At 49.8% G+C, this 20662-nt stretch carries 18 protein-coding genes; 14 read left to right on the forward strand and 4 right to left on the reverse strand.

Annotation, left to right across the window (positions count from 1 at the left end; all coding sequences use genetic code 11):
- The 11 genes from AB5H98_RS01290 (at position 1) to AB5H98_RS01340 (ending at position 12314) form a co-directional block, all read left to right on the forward strand.
- Positions 1-1635 (forward strand): extracellular solute-binding protein, encoded by a 1635-nt coding sequence (locus tag AB5H98_RS01290; RefSeq protein ID WP_367924103.1) that lies wholly within the window; start codon positions 1-3, stop codon positions 1633-1635.
- 59 nt (positions 1636-1694) lie between these two features.
- Entirely contained in the window at positions 1695-2735 is a 1041-nt protein-coding gene (locus AB5H98_RS01295; RefSeq protein WP_367924104.1) for a Gfo/Idh/MocA family protein, read from the forward strand.
- A gap of 14 nt (positions 2736-2749) precedes the next feature.
- Positions 2750-3565 (forward strand): sugar phosphate isomerase/epimerase family protein, encoded by an 816-nt coding sequence (locus AB5H98_RS01300; protein ID WP_367924105.1) that lies wholly within the window; start codon positions 2750-2752, stop codon positions 3563-3565.
- Positions 3566-3579: 14 nt separating this feature from the next.
- A complete protein-coding gene (locus AB5H98_RS01305) occupies positions 3580-5052 on the forward strand; it encodes a DUF3604 domain-containing protein (RefSeq protein ID WP_367924106.1) in 1473 nt (490 codons plus the stop codon).
- A 17-nt stretch (positions 5053-5069) separates the two neighbouring features.
- Complete coding sequence (locus AB5H98_RS01310; protein ID WP_367924107.1) at positions 5070-5795, forward strand: hypothetical protein; 726 nt, start codon at positions 5070-5072, stop codon at positions 5793-5795.
- Positions 5796-5881: 86 nt separating this feature from the next.
- On the forward strand, positions 5882-6916 hold the full coding sequence (locus tag AB5H98_RS01315) for a Gfo/Idh/MocA family protein (RefSeq protein WP_367924108.1): 1035 nt from the start codon (positions 5882-5884) through the stop codon (positions 6914-6916).
- Complete coding sequence (locus tag AB5H98_RS01320) at positions 6913-8235, forward strand: sulfatase (protein WP_367924109.1); 1323 nt, start codon at positions 6913-6915, stop codon at positions 8233-8235. Before AB5H98_RS01315 ends, AB5H98_RS01320 begins: the two co-directional genes overlap by 4 nt.
- Before the next feature lies 1 nt (position 8236).
- Positions 8237-9196: an ROK family protein gene (locus tag AB5H98_RS01325; RefSeq protein ID WP_367924110.1), complete on the forward strand. Its 960-nt coding sequence runs from the start codon at positions 8237-8239 to the stop codon at positions 9194-9196.
- 195 nt (positions 9197-9391) lie between these two features.
- On the forward strand, positions 9392-10867 hold the full coding sequence (gene xylB, locus AB5H98_RS01330; RefSeq protein ID WP_367924111.1) for a xylulokinase: 1476 nt from the start codon (positions 9392-9394) through the stop codon (positions 10865-10867).
- A 99-nt stretch (positions 10868-10966) separates the two neighbouring features.
- Positions 10967-11797, forward strand: coding sequence for a thymidylate synthase (gene thyA / locus AB5H98_RS01335; RefSeq protein WP_367924112.1), 831 nt, complete (start codon positions 10967-10969; stop codon positions 11795-11797).
- A gap of 10 nt (positions 11798-11807) precedes the next feature.
- Positions 11808-12314: a dihydrofolate reductase gene (locus tag AB5H98_RS01340; RefSeq protein WP_367924113.1), complete on the forward strand. Its 507-nt coding sequence runs from the start codon at positions 11808-11810 to the stop codon at positions 12312-12314.
- 55 nt (positions 12315-12369) lie between these two features.
- Here AB5H98_RS01340 and AB5H98_RS01345 read toward each other — a convergent pair whose 3' ends face one another.
- The 4 genes from AB5H98_RS01345 to AB5H98_RS01360 all read right to left on the reverse strand — a co-directional run bounded on the left by AB5H98_RS01345 (position 12370) and on the right by AB5H98_RS01360 (position 17109).
- Entirely contained in the window at positions 12370-13545 is a 1176-nt protein-coding gene (locus tag AB5H98_RS01345) for a M20 family metallopeptidase (RefSeq protein WP_367924114.1), read from the reverse strand.
- Between the two features lie 79 nt (positions 13546-13624).
- Positions 13625-14956, reverse strand: coding sequence for an NCS2 family permease (locus AB5H98_RS01350; protein WP_367924115.1), 1332 nt, complete (start codon positions 14954-14956; stop codon positions 13625-13627).
- Between the two features lie 39 nt (positions 14957-14995).
- Positions 14996-15775, reverse strand: coding sequence for a TatD family hydrolase (locus AB5H98_RS01355; protein WP_367924116.1), 780 nt, complete (start codon positions 15773-15775; stop codon positions 14996-14998).
- Between the two features lie 155 nt (positions 15776-15930).
- Positions 15931-17109, reverse strand: a complete 1179-nt coding sequence (locus AB5H98_RS01360) for an AI-2E family transporter (protein ID WP_367924117.1) — start codon at positions 17107-17109, stop codon at positions 15931-15933.
- 155 nt (positions 17110-17264) lie between these two features.
- On the opposite strand from AB5H98_RS01360, the gene AB5H98_RS01365 reads away from it, so the two are divergent.
- From AB5H98_RS01365 to AB5H98_RS01375, 3 genes are all read left to right on the forward strand, one after another.
- A complete protein-coding gene (locus AB5H98_RS01365; RefSeq protein ID WP_367924118.1) occupies positions 17265-18146 on the forward strand; it encodes a hypothetical protein in 882 nt (293 codons plus the stop codon).
- Between the two features lie 236 nt (positions 18147-18382).
- Positions 18383-19573 (forward strand): mandelate racemase/muconate lactonizing enzyme family protein, encoded by a 1191-nt coding sequence (locus AB5H98_RS01370; RefSeq protein ID WP_367924119.1) that lies wholly within the window; start codon positions 18383-18385, stop codon positions 19571-19573.
- Positions 19574-19738: 165 nt separating this feature from the next.
- Positions 19739-20503: a FadR/GntR family transcriptional regulator gene (locus AB5H98_RS01375; RefSeq protein ID WP_367924120.1), complete on the forward strand. Its 765-nt coding sequence runs from the start codon at positions 19739-19741 to the stop codon at positions 20501-20503.
- Positions 20504-20662: the final 159 nt, after the last annotated feature.

Consider the following 20662-nt stretch of genomic DNA (forward strand, 5'->3'; position numbering starts at 1 on the left):
ATGAAAAAGTGGTTCAGTATGTTCCTGACGGCTGTCATGCTTTGCGGTATGTTAGCTGGCTGCGGCGGAACGTCCGGTGATGACACAAGCACAAGTGCAAGTGGTACCGGAACAACCGGGGATTCCAACGTGAATATGGAAGGTTTCCCCATTGTCAAAGAGCCCATTACCCTGCGTGGTATGGTCGCTTTGAACACCAACACCCCCGACTGGAATGAGCATCCTGCATTGCAGCGCATGGAGGAGCTCACCGGGATCCATATCGAATGGGAATGCGTTCCCGACGAAGGATTCCTGGAAAAACGCAATCTGGCGTTTGCGTCAGACGATTTGCCCGACATCATTATGCGTGCAAAACTTAGCTCGCAGGAAGAGATGAAATATGCGGCAAACGGACAGTTGATTGCTCTGGATGAGTATTTGGAGTATGCTCCCAACTTCTCGGCTCTGATGGAAGGGGACGAGGCAATTCGCAAAGGCGTTACCATGCCTGACGGACACATCTATTCTCTGCCTCAGCTCAATGAGACCGAAGGAAACCTGATTCATCACTATTGGATCAACAAAACTTGGCTGGACAATTTGGGCCTGGAAGAGCCGACGACCATCGACGAGCTGTATGATGTTCTGGTTGCATTCCGTGACAATGACCCCAATGGCAACGGCCAGAAGGACGAGATCCCCTATTGCGTAGTCGGTAAGGATTATCCGCATCGTATGTTCTACGATCTGTTGGGTTCCTGGGGATTTGGTATCAATGGTATCATGGACTCTGACTATTCCTTCAGTTGGCTGGATGTGGACGACGAAGGCAAAATGCGCTTCATCGGCCGCGAGGACAAATTCAAGAATATGGTCGAATTCCTCAACAAGTTGTGGACCGAAGGCCTGACCGATAAAGAGAGCTATTCTCAGGATCAGACTCAGGTAGCTGCAAAGGTCAATGCTGACCAGGTCGGTTTTGTGGCCCGTGCACAGAATACCCAGTGGATGGGTGCTGCAGGTGCAAACTTTGTTCAGTGCCCCGTTTTGGAAGGCCCCTATGGTGACCGCGCACTCATTAACGTAGAGAGCAACGTACAGATGACCGGCGTAGCCGTGATCACCTCCGCCAACCAGTATCCGGAAGCAACCATGCGTTGGCTGGATTATTTCTACAGCGAAGAAGGTACCGTTCTGTGCCGTCTTGGCATTGAAGGCGAGAGCTACGAAGTTGTAGATGGCAAGTATCAGCTTTTGGACAACATCAAGAACAATCCTGACGGTTTGACTCTGGACCAGGCTCTGGGCCAGTGGGCAATTTATCCGGGCGGCTATCTGCCTCAGTATATCACCAACGACGTAGACCAGAGCGCAGCGCAGCTCCCCGAGACAAAAGCAGCCAACGATGTAGTACGTGATTATGTCGTACCTTTCTCTACGGTACCTCGTGTGAAGTATACCGAAGAAGAGAGCATCAAGTTGGGTACCTATACGCAGGACATTGTAAACTATACTACAGAGAATGTGGTTAAGTTCATCACTGGTGAGAGAAGTCTCAGCGAGTGGGATGACTATGTAGCAGAACTGAACAAAATGCCCATCGATGATTATATGCAGATCAATCAGGATGCATATGACCGCTGGAAGGGTTAATTAATCAACGGACGGACCGACCGCATATGCGGCCGGTCCGCTCCCGGAAGGAGCAGGTTATGAAAAAAATCCGGTTTGGGGTGATTGGCTGCGGAAGCATTGCCAATGAATACCATCTGCCCGCGCTGCAGCGCGTGGAAAACGCACAGCTTGTTTGGGCGTGTGATTTGATTGAAGAGCGTGCCCAAAAGGCAAAAGAAGATTTTGGCTTTGAAAAATATACATTGGATTATCACGATATTTTCAAAGACGAAAGCATCGATGCCGTGTGTATTTTTACAAAAATTGAAATGCATGCGACGCTTTGCATTGAGGCGGCCGCTGCTGGTAAACACATTTTCTCTCAAAAACCCTTTGCTTATAACATTGAAGAGGGTAGAAAAATTATCCGCGCAGTAGAAGCCGCGGGTGTTCGGCTTACCCCCTCGTTTATGCACAGCTATATGGATGGCTCTATTGCCGCACGAAAAATTGTGGAAGAGGGAATCATTGGCGAAGTGCGTCACATCCGGATGCGCAATGCTACAAAGAATCCTTTCGATACCGCTCCTAGCTACGGCGGATGCATGATGGATATTGGCTGTCACGGCATGGATCTGATTCACACCGTGTCCGGCGCAGATATTGAGGAAGTATTCGCCCTGCATCTGTCTCCCCGCGACGATACACCGCGGCAGGCTTTTGGAGAGAAAGCAGATTTGAATGGTGTGGAAAATACGGCGATTCTTAACTATCGTCTTTCCAATGGTGCTACTGTTTTTCACGAGATCTTCTGGACGCAGGTGGCACAGACCAACCGGTTTGAGATGGAAATTTACGGAACCAAAGGCGTGGTCTATCTGTACAATCCGCATCGCAGTGATATTGTTTACTACGGTTGGAATCTTGACGGACACCCCCGCAAGGACATCCACTGGCAAGCGGCCCCGGTTGAAGAGAATTTCTTCGGATACATTCACCACAAGACCTTTGTGGATGATCTGCTGAATGGCACATATAACAGCAAAACCGCGCGGGATGCGTTTGTTCCCCTGCAGGTGGTCGAGGCTGCCCGGCGTTCTTTTGAAACGGGTCGCATCGAGCATGTCCTGGGAATTTAAAGGAGGAGATCAGTATGAAAAAAATTGGTTTCATCGTTGAGATGAAAGACTGTAAAGATGCTTCTGATCTGCGTCGCTGGGTGGATCTGGCACAGCAGCAGGGAATCGACGGTGTAGAGCTTTTGTTTAACAGCAAATGCGGTGTGGACTTTACCTTGGAAAAAATCAAACCCGCTTTTGAGAATACTCCGGTAGAGCCCGCAGCTTGCGGTCTGTGGTGGTTGAATACGATTAGCCCGGATCCTGTGGAGCGGGCCAACGTGCGCAAAACCATGGAAGAGTTTTTGGATATGGTGGAAGCCATTGGATGCAAAATGGCATTTTTCAATACCGGAGAATTTGATCCCAACGATCCGGATAAGAACATTGCAGAGTTCAAAAAAGAGTACCTTTATTATAAGGAAATTGCAGACAAAAAAGGAATTCGCCTTGCCTGCTATCTGGGACATGGCGGTAACTTTGTCCACTCTCGAGAAATTTTGGATAAACTTTTGCGGGAAGTTCCCGAATTCAATATCAAGTTGGATCCGGTGGGCATCATGCGCAATATGAAAGATGACCCCTATGAGATTTTGAAACGTTATGCGCATCGCGTGGCGCATTTCCACGCCAAGGATATTTTCCGCTATGGCGAAGACGGATGGGAAATTGAACCGATCGTTGGCATGGGCCAATTAAAATGGAATGTAATGCTTGGAATGTTGTGGAATGTGGGGTATAATGGATATATCATCATCGAACCCCACGGCGATGTCTGGGCAGAACCGGAAAATCGTTGGAAACATATTGTGCTTTCCAAACGTCATCTGGAACAATACATGATACGCTGAGAAAGGAGTCCGCTATGCTGTTGTGGGGAGACCTGCACAACCATTGTGGGATTACATATGGGTTTGGCAGTTTGGAGAATGCGCTGAAGATTGCGCGCAGCCATTTGGATTTTTGCTGCATCACAGGGCACGCCATGTGGCCCGATATTTATCCGCGTAACCCGGAGACGGAATTTATCGTGGATTTTCATCGGCAGGGATTTCAGAAATTGCTTGACCATTGGGATGAGGTGCGTGCAGAAATTGCTCGTCAAAACGATGGTGAATTGGTTACGTTTCAGAGCTATGAGATGCATTCTTCCCTTTATGGCGACCATCACCTGATTTCACCGGACGATCAACTTCCGCTGGTTTATGCGGGCAGTCCGGAACAATTGGTTCAGAAATGCGGTGTGTCTGCCATTGCGGTGCCTCATCACATTGGATATACGCCAGGTTATAGAGGAATCAACTGGGATTTATATAATCAGGAGATTTCTCCGTGCGTAGAGGTTTATTCCAAACACGGATGTGCTATGAGTGAAACCGCACCTTATCCGTATTATCATGATATGGGTCCTCGCGATTCTCGAAATACGGTGTATGAGGGGTTGCGTCGCAAAAAGAAATTCTGCTTTTTGGGGTCTACGGACCATCATGCAGGATTCCCGGGATCCTATGGTGACGGCTTAACGGCTGTTTTTGCAAAGGAAAAGAGCCGGCAGGCCATTTGGGAGGCACTGCTTGCGGGTAAAACCTATGCTGTGACCGGAGATCGCATTCTGTGTGATTTCTCCATCAACGGGCAAGGCCCGGGTGAAACGGTCCATGGGGCAGTCCGAGAGATTCGTTGTGTGGTCCGTGGTGAGTATTGGGCGGATAAAATCGTTCTTTACAAAAACTGCCGGCCGATAAAAGCGTTGTGCGCAGAACAACTGATTCCCGGACATTCAAGAAAATATAAGATCCGCGTTGAGATGGGATGGGGCAATAGTGAGGATCTGACTCGCTGGAACGGCCGCATCGAAACGGATGGACGGATGCTCCAGGCCAATCTCTATTTGCGTGGACGCAGTTTGTTGTCTCCTACCAACCACGATGGAAGTCCGGTAGAAGTGAATGATATTGATAACCGCGTTTTGGAGCGGGCAGAACAGTCTTTTGCCTGGCAGTGCGAAACAGTGCGCAACAAAAGCACACTGCATCCCCAGACCGATGCGGCAGTCGTAGAGATCGAAGGGGATTTGAATACCCGGGTGACTGTGAATGTCAATGGGCATATTCATGAGGCGACCATCGCGCAATTGTTGGATGGCGGTGTATCTTGGCACGTGAAACCCTATCATTCGCAGGCTGTGAAAATTCACGCCGCCGTTCCCGAGACCGAATATGAGATGGTTTTGGAGACAAAAGATGAGCCACAAGATGAAGTGGACATTTACCATGTGGAGTTTGCCCAGAAAAATGGACAATGGGCATTTATATCACCAATTTATGCAGTAAGATAAGAAAGAAGGAATGAAAAATGGCAATTGCAATCGTAAGAAAAGAAGAAATGATTCCCGAGTATGATGCAAATGGCTTCGCACGGATGGAGTTGCTGCCTGACAGTTTCCCCGGTGTGCACAACTACAAATGCTTCTTGAAAGCAGGCAAGGATGTGCAGCCCGAAAAGTATTCCGACAAATCTGCGGTATACTGCTTCACTTCGGGAAAAGGCTATGTGACTACGGAGAAATTTGCGCGCAACATCGATGAGTTGTCTTTCTTTGTGCCGGATTTTGACCACAGTGATTTTACCATTCACGCAGTGGAGGATATGGAGTTCTTGTGCTTGGTGCTGGACATGACCGACGTGGATTTCAAAAATCATGACGCTTGCCACACCACTCTGCCCCTGTTCGTAGCTTTTTCCGAGTGCCGCGAATATACGCAGGACTGCAAAGGACCTCATACACGTAGCTGGCAGGTATTGAGCAGCAAAGAAGTAGGCCGCAATCTTTTGGGCGTTGTAAAAGCAGTTGGAGAAGGCACAGTGGAAAAAGGCCATCCCGCCGTTGACCAGTGGAACTACGGTCTGGACAATGCAGACTTTACACTGACCATAGAGAATGAGAGCGTACCTCATCATGCAGGCGATTGGAGCTTCGTACCGGCAGGTTTGGACCATTCTCTCACAGCCGAACCGGGAAAAGAGGTTGCGTACATCTGGTTTGAGCGCTTTGTAAAAGAATTTAAAGATGAAGACTGACCCTCTGCTGCGGCAAAGGGACATGGCAGATGGGTGGAGCACGTTCGCGCGCTCTGCCCATTTGTGTCAAAGGGGGAAACAGAAAGATGGAAGAACAGGTTTTTCGAACGGCAATTGTGGGGTGCGGAAATATTTTTCCTATGCATGCCATTCCGGTAATGAAAGAAGCACATGCCAATCTGGTTGCAGTGTGTGATACCAAACCGGACCGTGTTCAGTCTGCCTGCGACCGATTTGGATGCAAAGGATATACGGACTTCGAAGAAATGCTGAACTGCGAAAAACCGGATGTGGTCCATATTTGCACACCGCATTTTCTGCATGCACCATTTGCGTGCCTTGCTATGGAGCATGGATGTCACGTACTTACGGAGAAGCCGATGGCAATTCGTCTTGAGGACGCGCAGAACATGCTGGATACCGCTGAACGCACCGGAAAAACGTTGGGTGTCATTTTTCAGAACAGATACAATGCAGGCTCTCAATTGATCCGTGAATGTTTGGACCGTGGCGAATTGGGACAGATTCGAGCAGCACGAATGATTCTGACTTGGGACCGTTCTCCGGAGTACTATTCCAAGAGTGATTGGAAAGGAACTTGGGACAAAGAAGGTGGCGGAGTTCTGATCGATCAGGCGATTCACACATTGGATCTGATGCGGTGGCTGATCGGCAAACCTGTGACCGGTGTTCAAGTCAGCCTTGCCAATCGAACCCATCCGGATATTTTGGTAGAGGATACGGCCGAAGGACGCATTTCTTTTGAGGGCGGCGTGTACGGTGTCTTTTATGTGATGAATCACTATTGTGAAGATGAGCCGGTTCGTCTGGAACTGAATTGCACCCATGGGAAGGCTGTGATGCAGGGGCCTCGCGCAGAGGTGAAACTGGATAATGGACGGGTATACCAGGCGGACAATGATCCAAGACAGATGTTTGAATATGGAGATGTAAAGCAGTACTGGGGTACCAGTCATGTGAAGCAGGTCCACAATTTTTACGAACATCTGGCGGGAAAGGCACCGCTTTATATCACTGCACAAGATGCATTTTTAACGCAGAAGATGATTTGTGCGCTGTATGAACATGGCAGAAAAAATTTCAGTAGGGAAACAGTATGAAAGTTTTTTATTTTGATATTGATACACTTCGGTATGACCATCTTTCTTGCTATGGATACGAACGTTCTACTCCTCATATGGATGCACTGGCGGCGGATGGCGTTCGGTTTACACAGGCCTATGCATCCAACACGCCCTGTATGCCATCCCGGGCGGCTTTGTTTACAGGCTGTTTCGGAGTAATCAATGGTGTGGAGACGCACGGCCGTTCTGCGCTGGAGGTGGCTACACCAGAGCACACCGCCTTGCCGCGGGTTCTGACGGAGCACGGTGTACAGGCGGTTACGGTTTCTTCCTTTGGTCGCCATCCGGCGCCATGGTTCTACAATGGCTTTTCCCATGTGATGGACCCGTCCTATCTGTGCAAAGCAGAAAATTTCCAGCGTTTTGACGGTCAGGAAGTGAATCGGGCGGCGCAGGATTTTTTGGATGGATTTAAAGGAACAGATCTTTTTATGCATTTGCATTATTGGGATCCACATGGCCCATTGACGCCGCCGTCGGAATGGATCGATGAACAGTATGAACCGGATACTTCGCAAATCACCGACGAACAGATCGCACAGCTCAGTGCATCGCCGCTGTACCGCGGTGGAAAGCACATGAAGGTCCATGACCGAAACGATCTTGCGCGGCTTTTGCGGCTATACGATGCGGAAGTCCGCTATGCAGATCATTTGGTCGGACAGATGATTGATTACTTAAAAGAGCGCGGATGGTACGAGGATGCGGTCATTCTTTTGAGTGCGGACCATGGAGAGCAATACGGAGAAGGACAAATGATTTTGGAACATGGAACGGTGGATGAAAGCTGTATCCATATTCCGTTGTTGCTGAAAGCTCCCGGCGTGCCGGCCGGCGTTGCATGCAACGCGCCGGTATATGGGTTGGATGTTGCCCCCACAGTAGTCCGCTGCTTTGGAGTACAGGCTCCTTCATTGTGGAATGGTACTGCCCTTCAGGATACATTGAACGGTGTAGTGCCTGCACGGGATTATTTGGTTTGTGAACACGGCCTGTATACCTGCCAAAGAGCGGTGCTGAAGGACCGTTGGAAGATGGTGCATACGTTTAGCGCAGGATTGTGGGATTTTCCGGAATACGCGTTGTATGATCGCAGTGAAGGTCCGTCCGGGAAAGACCGGAAAGAGGAATTCCCGGATGTGCTGAAACAAATGCAACAAACGGAGAAGGAATGGCTGGCACAAACAATTGGAGATGCTCCCGACGTATTGGCGCTTTTGGGACAACAGAATGGTCAGCATGGTATGCGAGTCGCCCGGGAAGTTACCCTCCGGATGGAGCAGGGAGGCGATTGAGATGAGTTACAGTATCGGAATCGACTTGGGAGGCACGAACATTGCCGGTGGCATTGTAGATCCGGAGGGCCGCTTGCAGGTTACGCGTTCGGTAAAAACCGGAGCACCGTGTACACCGCAGGTCCTGACAGACCGGATTGCAGATTTGTGCTGCGATTTGGCCGCATCGGCGAATCTCCCTTTAAATCAAATGGCCTGGATCGGGCTGGGCGTTCCCGGCAGTGTGGAAAAAGATACAGGTATTTTGGATTATGCCAACAATTTGAACTTTAGGCGAGTTCCTCTGTGTGCGATGCTGAAGGAAAAGCTTCAGCTCCCGGTGTTTATGGACAACGATGCCAATGCTGCCGCTTGGGGCGAGTATTGTACCGGTGATCCTTGCGAGAGCCTTGTAATGGTAACGCTGGGGACAGGCGTAGGCGGCGGAATCGTGGAAAAAGGTCACATCCTTTCCGGATGCAACGGCGCCGCCGGAGAACTGGGGCATTTTGTGATTGATTTGAATGGAAAACCCTGCAATTGCGGCCTTCGGGGCTGTTTTGAACAATATGCCAGTGTCTCGGCGCTGGTGGAACAAACAAAAGAGAAAATGGACCAGGCTCCGAACAGCCTTCTGTGGGACGAGTGCAAAGGGAAAAAGGAAAATGTAAATGGACGCACGGCCTTTGACGCTATGCGGCGGGGTGACACAGCGGCTTGCGAGGTAGTACAGCGATATATTTATTATTTGTCTGTAGGTGTGGCTAGCATTGTCAATGTGTTTCAGCCAGAGCGCTTGTGTTTGGGGGGCGGCATCAGCCGAGAAGGAGATGTGCTTTTAAATCCAGTTCGTGCTTATGTGGAAAAATACGGTTACGGCCGGGACAGTACCCGGCAGACTCAAATCACGGCGGCACATCTTGGGCCGGATGTAGGTATTATTGGCGCGGCATTGTTGGGCCGTGAGTTGCAGCATCCGTGAAAATGGTCCTTGCGGGAAAATGCGTTTTGCGGTATATTACACACATGGATGGGAAACGGATTTGACCGCCTGCGGTTTTGTTTTTGAAGCACGCAGTATGTCAGGATTTTATAAGAAAGAACGGGCCTGTCCGATGGGCCCGTTCTTTCTTTATACAGTTGGCGGAGATTCTTCGTACAAGGAGCGTGACGAGAGATGTTGTACATTGGAATTGATTTGGGAACATCAGCCTGTAAGCTTTTGCTGGTAGATCAGGACGGAATCGTGCAAAAGACCGTGACAAAGGAATATCCGCTTTTGTTCCCGAAACCAGGTTGGAGCGAGCAGAATCCGGAAGATTGGTGGAATGCGTGCCAAGCAGGGATTTTGGAGCTTTTGGAAGGGGTGGATTCGGCGCAAGTGGAGGGCATCGGCGCTGGCGGACAGATGCATGGTCTGGTGGCGTTGGATGCGCAGGACAACGTATTGCGTCCGGCCATCCTTTGGAACGATGGACGAACGGCCCAGCAGGTGGATTATCTAAATCAAACCGTGGGAAAACAAACAATCAGCCGCAGGACGGCCAATATCGCCTTCGCGGGATTTACGGCTCCCAAGCTGTTGTGGATGAAACAGAATGAGCCGGAGAAGTTTGCGCGCATCGCAAAAATTATGCTTCCGAAAGATTATCTTGTATATCAACTGACCGGTGTGCACGCAACCGATGTTTCCGATGCGTCCGGAACGCTTTTACTGGACGTGGAGCATAAGTGCTGGAGCGGGGAAATGCTGGCCGAATGCAATGTGCGGCTGGAACAAATGCCGCGCTTGTACGAAAGTGCGGCACCGGTGGGAACGCTTTTGCCAGATGTGGCTGCCAGGTTGGGTCTTTCTTCCAAGGTGGTTGTGTGCGCAGGCGCAGGCGACAATGCGGCTGCGGCTGTGGGAACAGGCACCGTGGGCGATGGACGCTGCAACATCAGTTTGGGAACGTCGGGAACCATTTTTATTTCTTCCAGTCAGTTTGGAGTAGACCCACACAATGCACTTCATTCTTTTGCCCATGCGGATGGAGGCTGGCATTTGATGGGGTGCATGTTGTCTGCTGCATCCTGCAATAAGTGGTGGCAGGATGAAATTTTGAAGGATTCAGATTACGCGTCGGAACAAGCTAAAATTTCACGGGATCACCTGGGGTGCAATCATGTGTATTTTCTGCCGTATCTGATGGGAGAGAGAAGTCCCATCAATGATACAGACGCCAGAGCGCTGTTTATCGGAATGACCATGGATACTTCCCGCGCGGACATGACGCAGGCCATGTTGGAAGGAGTGGCGTTTGCCATTCGGGATTCTTTTGAAGTGGCAAAAAGCTTGGGAATCGAGATTCCGCGCTCCAACATTTGTGGTGGCGGTTCACGCTCAGAGCTATGGAAAACCATTTTGTCCAATGTGCTGGGAATTCCGTTGGATATCGTGGCCACCGAACAGGGACCCGGATATGGCGCTGCCATATTGGCTATGGTGGCTTGCGGTCGGTTTGCCAGTGTGCGGGATGCCGCGAAAAATCTGGTGAGAGTAAAGGACACGGTCGAACCGGATGCGGAGCTTGTAAAACGATATAATGCGCGGTATGAACAGTTTCAAAAAATTTATCCGGCTTGCAAAGATTTGTTTCCAAAGATTCAGTGAACAAGCGGAATTGTCAGGAGAGCCGGAAAATGGTATCATAAGAAAAGTTCCGGCGGCAAAAGCATTTCAGCACAGCGGCCGTAAGACAGGAGAGAGAGTATGAGCTATGCAGATACGTTGTTCCTTGCCAATTGCAAGGACATTCTGGAAAACGGTGTGTGGGACACAGACCTCCCGGTGCGGCCCCGGTGGGAGGACGGAACGCCCGCTCACACGGTGAAGAAATTTGGAATTGTAAATCGATACGATTTGCGAAAGGAATTTCCCGCATTGACTGTGCGCCGGACGGCGTTCAAATCCTGCGTGGATGAGATGCTTTGGATCTGGCAGAAAAAATCAAACCGAATCGAAGATCTCCACAGCCATATCTGGGACCAGTGGGCCGGTGAAGATGGGACCATTGGCAAAGCCTATGGTTACCAACTGGGAGTGAAGCATCAGTACAGGGAAGGCATGTTTGACCAGGTGGATCGGATGCTTTATGACTTGAAGCACAATCCCGCATCCCGGCGAATTCTGTCCAATATCTATGTGCACCAGGATCTGCACGAGATGAATTTGTATCCCTGTGCGTACAGTCTGACATTAAATGTGTCAGGTCATACACTGAATGCCATTTTGAATCAGCGCTCCCAGGATATGCTCACGGCCAATAACTGGAACGTGTGCCAGTACGCTGTGCTGGTGCATATGTTTGCTCGTGCCAGCGGCCTTGAGGTAGGAGAACTGGTACATGTAATTGCAGATGCGCATATTTATGACCGACATGTGGATACTGTGAAAAAACTGATGGAGCGCACACCGTATCCTGCGCCGAAATTGTGGATCAATCCGGACGTGACGGATTTCTATGCCTTCACCGTGGATGATTTTAAATTGGAAGATTACCAGTTCCACAAACTGGATGAGAAAATTCCTGTGGCGGAATGAGGAGGAAACAATGGAACTGATCGTAGCGGTAAGCGAGGATTGGAGAATTGGAAAAGACGGAAATCTGCTTTTTTCTATCCCGGAAGACATGAAATTTTTTCGGCAGACCACCCAGGGGAAAACCGTGGTGATGGGGCGCAAGACACTGGAGAGTTTGCCCGGCGGTAAGCCGCTGAAAAACCGGCAAAACATTGTGTTGACCCGGAATGAGGACTGGACGGCTGAAGGTGTGCAGGTCTGTCACACAGTAGATGAGGTATGCAAGGCTGTGGAATCGCTGGATCCAAGCCAGGTGATGGTAATTGGCGGAGCGGAAATCTATCGACAGATGCTTTCCTTGTGCGATCGGGCTTATGTGACCCGTGTGTTTGCACAGGCTCCTGCGGATAGCTTTTTTCCAAACCTTGAAGACAAATCGGATTGGAAGCTGGAGAGCCAGAGCGAGGAAAGGGAACACGAAGGGCTGCGCTATCGGTTCTGCACGTATGTGCGATGCGCACCGGCTGGAAAAGAATGAGAAAAAAGGCGGGCGATCTTTCAAAGATCGCCCGCCTTTTCATACAATGGAACTTTTATTGGCTGCAGCGTGCGCGTAAAAGAGCCACGGTATACTCCAATCCGTAAACCAACGCGTCCTCATCCATCCGATAGCGGGGATTGTGATGAGGCGCATCGCTTCCAAGTTTGGAATTGGCAGCGCCCAGCTCCACAAAGAAGCCAGGACATTTTTGGCTGTAATAGCAAAAATCATCGCCCGGTGCAATGGGAGAAAGATCAGTTACATGGCTTTCGCCAAAGGTCTGTGCAATCAAATTGCGTCCCATTTGCGTCAGAGCTGTGTCGTTGACAATGGAGTCATATCCGCGGGAATAAGTAAATTCCGCTTTGGCTCCATGGGCTGCGGCAATCCCTTTGGCCAAGGTCTCGATGCGCTCCTGAATGCGGGTGCGCACTTTCTCATCGTAAGTGCGCACGGACCCGGTGATGGTAAAAGAGTTGGGAATGACATTATAGGCAGAGCCGCCTTCCGCACGGCAAACCGACAGAACGGCCGCGTCCGAAGGGGCAATGCTGCGAGAGACGATGGTCTGCAAGGCACAGATCAATTCTGCACCAGTGACGATTGGGTCCACACATTCCTGAGGCATGGAGGAGTGTCCGCCCTTGCCTTGGATGCACACGTCAAAACGGTCTGTGCTGGAGGTCAGCACACCGGGACATACGCCGAACTGTCCGGTGGGAAGAATGGATGTCAGATGAAGCCCATAGACCTCGTCAACGCCGTCCAAAACACCCGCAGCAATCACTTCTACGGCTCCTCCCGGTGGAACCTCTTCGGCGTGTTGGAAGATAAACCGAAGTTCTCCGCACAAAAGGTCGGGTTGTTCGGTCAACAGACGAACAGCGGATAAAAGAATAGCGGTATGTCCGTCGTGTCCGCAGGCGTGCATGACGCCTTTGTGAATGGACCTGTATTCCAGTTCGTTTTCCTCCTGAATGGGAAGTGCGTCTATGTCCGCGCGAATGGCCACCGTGCGGCCGGGCCGCCCCGTTTTTAAAACAGCCATTACGCTGGTGGGGGTTGGACGGGATAAAATCAGATTTCCGCCCATGTCCTGCAGATGTCGCTCAATGTAGTCTGTAGTTTCACACTCTTTCCAGGAGAGCTCCGCGTGCTGATGTAGCCAGCGTCGGGATTCAATCAATGTCTCCCGCTCCAAAAGTACACGCGTGTGAAGATCACTCATAAAATTGCCTCCTTTTATAAAAATTCGGCTGCGCGCCGCCCCATGATAAGGGAGAGCGTACAGCCGCAAAAACTGACGATTAGAATACGAAGTACAGAACCATCAGAACGCCCAGAACCCAAGCGGGCCACTTGGGCAGGAAAGATGCGTCTTTGCGCAGCAGAGCGCGCAGTACGCTGATGACCAAATAGGTGAACATGCCCAGCGCGATGCCGCCTACATAGTCGGACATATAAGCGGTAACCAGCAGCATCACAGCCACAGGCAAGAACTCCACAGGCTCAAAGTCAATGCCACGCAAAGTCTCCAGCATGGAGATACCAACAACGACCAATGCCGAACCGGTGGCGGCACCAGGAATGATCAGGAACAACGGTGCAAACAGCATGCACAGCAGGAAGAAGAATGCAGTGCTCAGGTTGGACAGGCCGGTACGGCTACCGGATTCTACACCAGCGGCGGATTCAGCAAAGCAGCTAATCGTTGTGATGCCGAACAGAGAACCAGCAATGGTCGAAGAAGCGTCTACCAGGAACACTTTGCCAAAAGCAGGGAAGTTGCCGTCTTCGTCCAGCAGATTTGCCTTGTTGGCCATGGCAAAGCCGGTTCCCATTGTGCCAAAGAAGTCATTGATCAGGAGCATAATGATGAAAGGCAAATACTCCAGACGCAAAGCTCCCAAGATGTCCACATTAAAGGCCACATCGCCAATGGAGCTCAGAGCACCGGAAGTGAAGATGCTGTCGGGCAGTGTCACCACACCCATGAAGATGCCGATGATGGTGGTCAAAACGATGGAAATCAGCAGTGCGCCTTTGATTTTGACGCGACGGCCATGGTAGTCAAATTCCACATAGCTTAAAAACAGCGCAATCACAAGACCAATTACGCTCAACTGAACGCTGGGTTGGCTGAAATCTGCAAAGCTGTCCAAACCCGGGGTGAGCAGTCCGCAAGAGTTCAGGCCGATGCGGGCAATCAGAAGGCCGACCGCACCGCCAATGCCGATTTTGATATTCTTGGGAAGACTTTCCGCAAAGAGTTCCCGAAGCTTGAAGATAGAAATCAGCAGGAAAACAATACCGGAAATGGCAACTGTGCCAAAGGCAACACCATAATCGGTGCCCTCTGCAATCATAGCCGCAACTAGGTTGGGGATGACCAAAACCGGAGCCAGCACAATAGGTACATTGGCAATCAGGCCCATGGCAATGGTGGACAAAGCGGTTAAAAGACAAGTGCAAAGAAGAACGCCGGTCAGATTGATGTCGGGGGCTACGGACATGGCGGAAGTCATATACGTAAGGATATACGCCATGGTCGCAAAGGTGGTAGCGCCGCCAATCAGCTCTGTGCTGATAGACGATCCACGTTCCCGGATGTGGAACTGGCGGTCAAGAAAATTTTTCATGGATTGATTCCTCCCACAAATGTATCTGAATCCTCTTTATCAGAGGGATTCGCCAATTTTAAACATGCGCCGCGCGTTGGTCAAAGCCGTTTGAGCAACCTGTTCCGGAGAAATATCGCCGCGTACCTGGGCGATGGTTTCCACCACCTCGTCCAACATATCCGAGGTAGCACGGGCTCCCTCTTTGGATTGAGGCGGCAAGAATGGGCAGTCGGTTTCCAAAAGCAGGCGATCCAAAGGCATTTGACGGACCACCTCAATCAAATCCCCCGCATTGGGATAAGTGATGGCAGGCCCGATTCCCAAAGAAAGCCCCATTTCAAGGAAGGCAAAGCCATAACGCGCCTTGCTGAAAAAGCGATGAATCATGCCCGATGCCGGGTGGTTGCGCAGAGTGCGGATCATATCCTCATCCGCGTCCCGGTCGTGAATGACAACAGGCAACTGCATTGTTTGGGCCAATTCAAGCTGAGGAATAAACACGCGTTCCTGAGCTGCCCGGTCCGCATCCGGCTGAAAATAGTCCAGCCCGATCTCTCCAATGGCGACCGCTCGTTCGTCGTCCGCCAAAGCGGCGATTTGTTCAAGCCAATCCGCTTCCACCGTATAGGCTTCCAAAGGGAAAACGCCTACCGAGGCCCAAACAAAATCATGTTGATGCGCCAGAATCACAGATCGTTTGGAAGAGGGGACGCTCGAACCGGAGTTAATGATCAATTCCACTCCTTTTCGATGCATTTCAGTCAACACCGCATCCCGATCGGTATCAAAAACAGTCTCATCGTAATGGGTGTGGACATCGCTCAACGCATAAGACATCAAATCAACCCCCTAAAAATAGAAAAAGGCGGCAAACGTTAACGTTGCGGCCTTGTGGTTTCGGACACTTCTTTTTTAAGAATAGCAGGATTTTTGACAAAAATCAATCTTTTTTTAAGAAAGAAGTCCTCACACAAAAATGTGTGAGGACTAAGTTAATCGGATTGGGAGGGTGGATCGGAAGCGGACGAGTCCGTATGCAACGGCTGGCCGGTTTCATCAATCCCTTTTTCCTCTAGACGGCGGGAGAAAAAGCTGCTTGCCAGAGCATACAACACAGCAAATACCGGAACGCCCAGAATCATGCCGATAAATCCGAACAGCCCGCCGCTCACGATGATGGCGACCAAGACCCAAAGCGCAGACAGTCCGGTGGTATTTCCCAGAATTTTGGGCCCCAGGATATTTCCGTCAAATTGCTGGAGAAGAAGAACAAAAATGGCAAATTTCAAAGCGCTGAAAGGATCTACAATCAAGAGAATAAGAATGCTCGGAACAGCACCGATAAAAGGACCAAAGAAAGGGATGATGTTCGTCACACCTACGATGACGCTGATAAGTACTGCAAAGGGCAACCGCAACAGAATCATGCAAACAAAGCACAATACGCCAATAATGCTGCTGTCAATAATTTTCCCAATAATGAATCCGCCGAATACCGCGTTGGCATGAGCGCAGACACGCAGAACACTTTGTGCGTGAGGGAGAGGTAACAGGGCTAGAACTGCCTTGCGAAGTTGGCGCAAAAGACGATCCTTGCCCATGAGCATGTAAATGGAAGAAATCACAGCCGTGATGGCTCCAATAAATCCATTGCCAATGGCCACACCGTAATCTACCAGCTTGGGAATCATCGTGCTGAATAGTCCCGTGGCTTTTTGCAGCATTTCCTGATACGAACCCAGAATCTGGTCCAGTCCCAAAGCGTCCAACTGAGAGTTCAGCATCAATTGGTTCATCTGGTCCAAATAAGAAGGAATGCGGTTTCCCAAAAGCAAAAGACTATCCCCGATTTGTGGAAGAACCATACGCAATAAGAATCCCACTACAAGAACCGCCAGAGAATAGGAAATCAAAATGCAAAGGCTCCGGGGCCAGCGCAGTTTTTTCTCAAAAAAGCGCACGGGGGCATCCAAAAGATACGCCAGAGCCAATCCGCCTGCAAAAGGTGAGAGGATTTGCAGCCAAGAGGCGAGTTGTGCGCGGATGGCATCGAAGTTCAAAAGAGCCATATAAAAAGCGATGCCCGCAAATACCACAATGATATTGGATGCAACGCGTTGCGTCAGTTGCCATTTGTTCTTGTTCACAGCACAGTCCTTTCTTAAATCCAATCATTTCGTGCTCTTTGATTATAACGGAAAATGATAAAAAAAGCTACGTAGTTTGTTCTCAAGGAATGACTTTCTTCGACAAGTATGATATAGTGTAACCATTGCAGGCGCGACGCGCCTGCCCAGAACAAGCTCTGAGCAGGAGGAATAAGGTTATGACACAATCCCCCCCGTGGGAAAACGGCTGTGAAGGCTGCCTTTGTGCCCAGCCAATCCGCGCCTATGCGCGCAGCAAGGGCGTTTCAATGGAACGTGCTCTTGCGCTTTTGCAGGAAAAATTGAAGCAAGAAACTCCGCCGGCTGGTCAGGACCCTCACGGAGTCTGTCTTTGTGATGCGGACCAAGCTGCCCGATGCCCGGTGTTCCTTTTGGCATGCCAATTAGCAGCGTGCTGTGGTATGAGCGTTCGCCAGTGGTTGGAGCGCGCGGATTTGTCCATCGAAGGAGAATATGAGGCCCAGGGAAAAGAAATTCCGGATCCAACTGGCGTCCCACAAGAGCCGGATGAGCCCGAAGAGGAGTTGGAACCGGATAACCCGAAAGACAAAAAACATCATAAAATTTTTGTTGTTGCCTTTGGCGTTACGATTGGAGCGATTGTATTGGCGATGGCTCTTTTTGGAACGTATCAATGGGGGTATCAACGTTCGCTGACCGACAACGGCACATTTGACGAAGGTTATTCGGCAGCAGTGGCAGAGGGAACCTACGAGGATGGTCACGCGGCAGGGTACGAGGAAGGTTATCAGGCGGGCTATCGGGAAGGCCTTCAGGAGGGCTTTGAACAAGGAAAAGACGCGGGATATTCGGATGGGTACGCCAATGGCAGTGCGGATGTGCAGCAGGCACAAAGCGATGCCCAACAGGCGCAGTCAGACATAGAAAACGCACGGCGTTCGACTCCGGTGTGGATTTCCTGGATAGGTTCAAAATATCATTTGGACCCCGAGTGTTCACGAATTTGGGGCGGCGAGCAAATTACGCTTGGACAAGCAGAGGATGAGGGATATGATCCTTGTCCCAAATGTGTAAAATAAACTTTTTGGAAAAGATACGCTGTTTGATACGGCGTATCTTTTTGTTTTAAAGAACGGTTTTGGCACAACCGACAAAAGATACTCTTTTACTTTAGAAGATTGGCCTAATATTTTCTCAGTACCTTGACATTTACAGGAGAGTGTATTATAAATCAACATAGCGAACAACTCAACAAGTGATAAAGCGAATGAGCTGGATTTTTGGACAAAGAAGGAAAGAAAAGGAGTGCTGTGCATTGAAAATTACAAGTGTAGAATGTTATCTTGGAAATTTTATTACTGTCAAAGTAAACACAGACGAAGGAATCAGCGGATTCGGAGAAGCCGGACTGGCATATGGGAATTGCTGGGAAGCAGCCTTTGGTCAATGCCAAGACTTTGCAAAACTGGTAATTGGCATGGATCCTTTTAATACAGAACAAATTTGGGAACACCTTCACCGCCATACATTTTGGGGAATGGGCGGCGGCGTAGTGGTCACTTCCGCTATGGCTGCGATTGATACCGCCTGTTGGGACATCAAGGGCAAGGCCTTGAATGTTCCGGTTTATAAGTTGCTTGGCGGTAAGACAAACCCGAAACTTCGCACGTATGCTTCGCAGCTTCAGTTCGGATGGAGAAAAGTGATCAAAGACACTGGAAATCTAACAATGCTGTACGATCCGCAGGAGTATTACGATGTAGTGAAGGATGCCATGTCAGAGGGATACGATGCTGTAAAAATCGACCCGGTTTTTGCACCTACTGAACCGAAGTCTTTTGGAGAGGTTTTTGCTACGCAAGGAACACAAATTCGTGGCAGTTATCGGGAACATGATCTGAAGCGCTCTGTGGAACGCATTGCGGCCGCCCGCGAGGCCGGGGGACCTGATTTGGACATCATCATAGAGCTTCATTCTTTGTTGGACGCCAATACGGCTGCTATTTTGGGAAAGGCTCTGGAGCAGTATCGTATTATGTATTATGAAGAGCCCACCATGCCCTGCAACCCAGGAGTGTTCAAACACATTAAAGAACGCTGCAATCTTCCTTTGGCCACCGGAGAGCGCAGTTACACTCGATGGGGATTCCGCCAATTTTTTGAGGACAGAACGCTGGACATTGCTCAGCCCGATCTTTGCAACACCGGCGGCATCACGGAAACCAAAAAAATCTGCGATATGGCCCAGGTCTATGACATTGGCGTGCAGATTCATGTTTGCGGAGGACCAATAGCCACAGCCGCGGCTCTTCAAGTAGAAGCAGCGATTCCCAATTTTGTAATTCATGAGGAGCACAATGCCAATCTGCTTGCAAAATTTATCAATGCGGGAAAATATTTTTACGAACCGAAAAATGGTTTTTACGAGGTGCCGGATTTGCCCGGAATTGGCCAGGAAATGAGCGAGCAGGAGATGCAGAATTCCCGTAAAGTGGTCATTGAGTAAGCAATTGTCAAAACAGGATAACGTGCATTTTACACGAAAGGCCCCCTTCAAAGGAGGCCTTTCGTTGGTTGAAGGATTTTTATGCATACAGGGCGATGACAGAACAAGCAAAATCCACTATAATAAAAGCACTGTAATAGACAAAAATCATTGGGTGGTATTGCGATGAACGTAGAACAAAAAGGTCGGCGCAAACCGAAGATTGCTCGGGTGACGATTGTGGAGCAGGTGTGTGCTTCAATCAAACAGGATATTGCAGATGGATTATGGAAACCAGGAGATAAAATCCCATCCGAGGCAGAATTTGCAGAGTTGTTTGGGGTCAATCGCCTGAGCGTGCGCATGGCACTTCAAAAGCTAAATACTTTGGGAATCATTGAGACACGCGTAGGAGAGGGCTCTTACGTAAAGTCTTTTTCCCTCAGTCCCATCCTACAGGAAGTGGCGGTCTTTTACGATGAAGAGGACAAGTATGCAGATATTCGGCAACTGCGGTATCTGTTGGAGAGCGAATGTATGCGCTTGGCTCTTCAGAAGGCGACCGATGAGGAAAAGGAGCGTTTGGGGGCCGCACTCCGCTATTACAACGACATGTCGATTGAGTTATACAAAGACATTGAAGATGAAGAGCGTCTGGAACATATGGTAGATGCGGATTTTTTGTTTCATTATCAGATCATTCAGATGAGTCACAACAGCCTGTATCGGGATATTTATCAGATGGTGCAGGTTTTGATCAGAGGCCATATCAAGCAGTTGCTCAGCCGCAGGGTTCGGGCGCGGATGGAGGCGGGACTTCCACCTATGGTAAATGAAACGCACGAGAAAATTTATCGAGCGATTATGGAATCCAATGCGCAGGTCATTCAGCAGTTGTGTGAGGAAATGCTCGCGATTGTGCCGGTTCCGGGTATGGATGTTTTTGAATAACCGAATGGACATAAATCTTGCTTTTTAAATCGCTTTTCAGGTGATTTTCTAAAGGCGCAGTCCGTCGTTTCAAGCAGGTTTCGCGGAAAGAGTAAAAATTTGTCCGGTCGGCTAAGCGGCTTAGGTGAATAAAAAGGGTGCAGTCTTTAAGACTGCACC

The sequence above is a fragment of the uncultured Ruthenibacterium sp. genome (assembly GCF_963558415.1).
Lineage (GTDB): Bacteria > Bacillota > Clostridia > Oscillospirales > Ruminococcaceae > Ruthenibacterium.

Coding starts and splice junctions, on each gene's coding strand:
- AB5H98_RS01290 (WP_367924103.1), top strand. CDS start 1: ATGAAAAAGTGGTTCAGTATGTTCCTGACGGCTGTCATGCTTTGCGGT.
- AB5H98_RS01295 (WP_367924104.1), top strand. CDS start 1,695: ATGAAAAAAATCCGGTTTGGGGTGATTGGCTGCGGAAGCATTGCCAAT.
- AB5H98_RS01300 (WP_367924105.1), top strand. CDS start 2,750: ATGAAAAAAATTGGTTTCATCGTTGAGATGAAAGACTGTAAAGATGCT.
- AB5H98_RS01305 (WP_367924106.1), top strand. CDS start 3,580: ATGCTGTTGTGGGGAGACCTGCACAACCATTGTGGGATTACATATGGG.
- AB5H98_RS01310 (WP_367924107.1), top strand. CDS start 5,070: ATGGCAATTGCAATCGTAAGAAAAGAAGAAATGATTCCCGAGTATGAT.
- AB5H98_RS01315 (WP_367924108.1), top strand. CDS start 5,882: ATGGAAGAACAGGTTTTTCGAACGGCAATTGTGGGGTGCGGAAATATT.
- AB5H98_RS01320 (WP_367924109.1), top strand. CDS start 6,913: ATGAAAGTTTTTTATTTTGATATTGATACACTTCGGTATGACCATCTT.
- AB5H98_RS01325 (WP_367924110.1), top strand. CDS start 8,237: ATGAGTTACAGTATCGGAATCGACTTGGGAGGCACGAACATTGCCGGT.
- xylB (WP_367924111.1), top strand. CDS start 9,392: ATGTTGTACATTGGAATTGATTTGGGAACATCAGCCTGTAAGCTTTTG.
- thyA (WP_367924112.1), top strand. CDS start 10,967: ATGAGCTATGCAGATACGTTGTTCCTTGCCAATTGCAAGGACATTCTG.
- AB5H98_RS01340 (WP_367924113.1), top strand. CDS start 11,808: ATGGAACTGATCGTAGCGGTAAGCGAGGATTGGAGAATTGGAAAAGAC.
- AB5H98_RS01345 (WP_367924114.1), bottom strand. CDS start 13,545: ATGAGTGATCTTCACACGCGTGTACTTTTGGAGCGGGAGACATTGATT.
- AB5H98_RS01350 (WP_367924115.1), bottom strand. CDS start 14,956: ATGAAAAATTTTCTTGACCGCCAGTTCCACATCCGGGAACGTGGATCG.
- AB5H98_RS01355 (WP_367924116.1), bottom strand. CDS start 15,775: ATGTCTTATGCGTTGAGCGATGTCCACACCCATTACGATGAGACTGTT.
- AB5H98_RS01365 (WP_367924118.1), top strand. CDS start 17,265: ATGACACAATCCCCCCCGTGGGAAAACGGCTGTGAAGGCTGCCTTTGT.
- AB5H98_RS01375 (WP_367924120.1), top strand. CDS start 19,739: ATGAACGTAGAACAAAAAGGTCGGCGCAAACCGAAGATTGCTCGGGTG.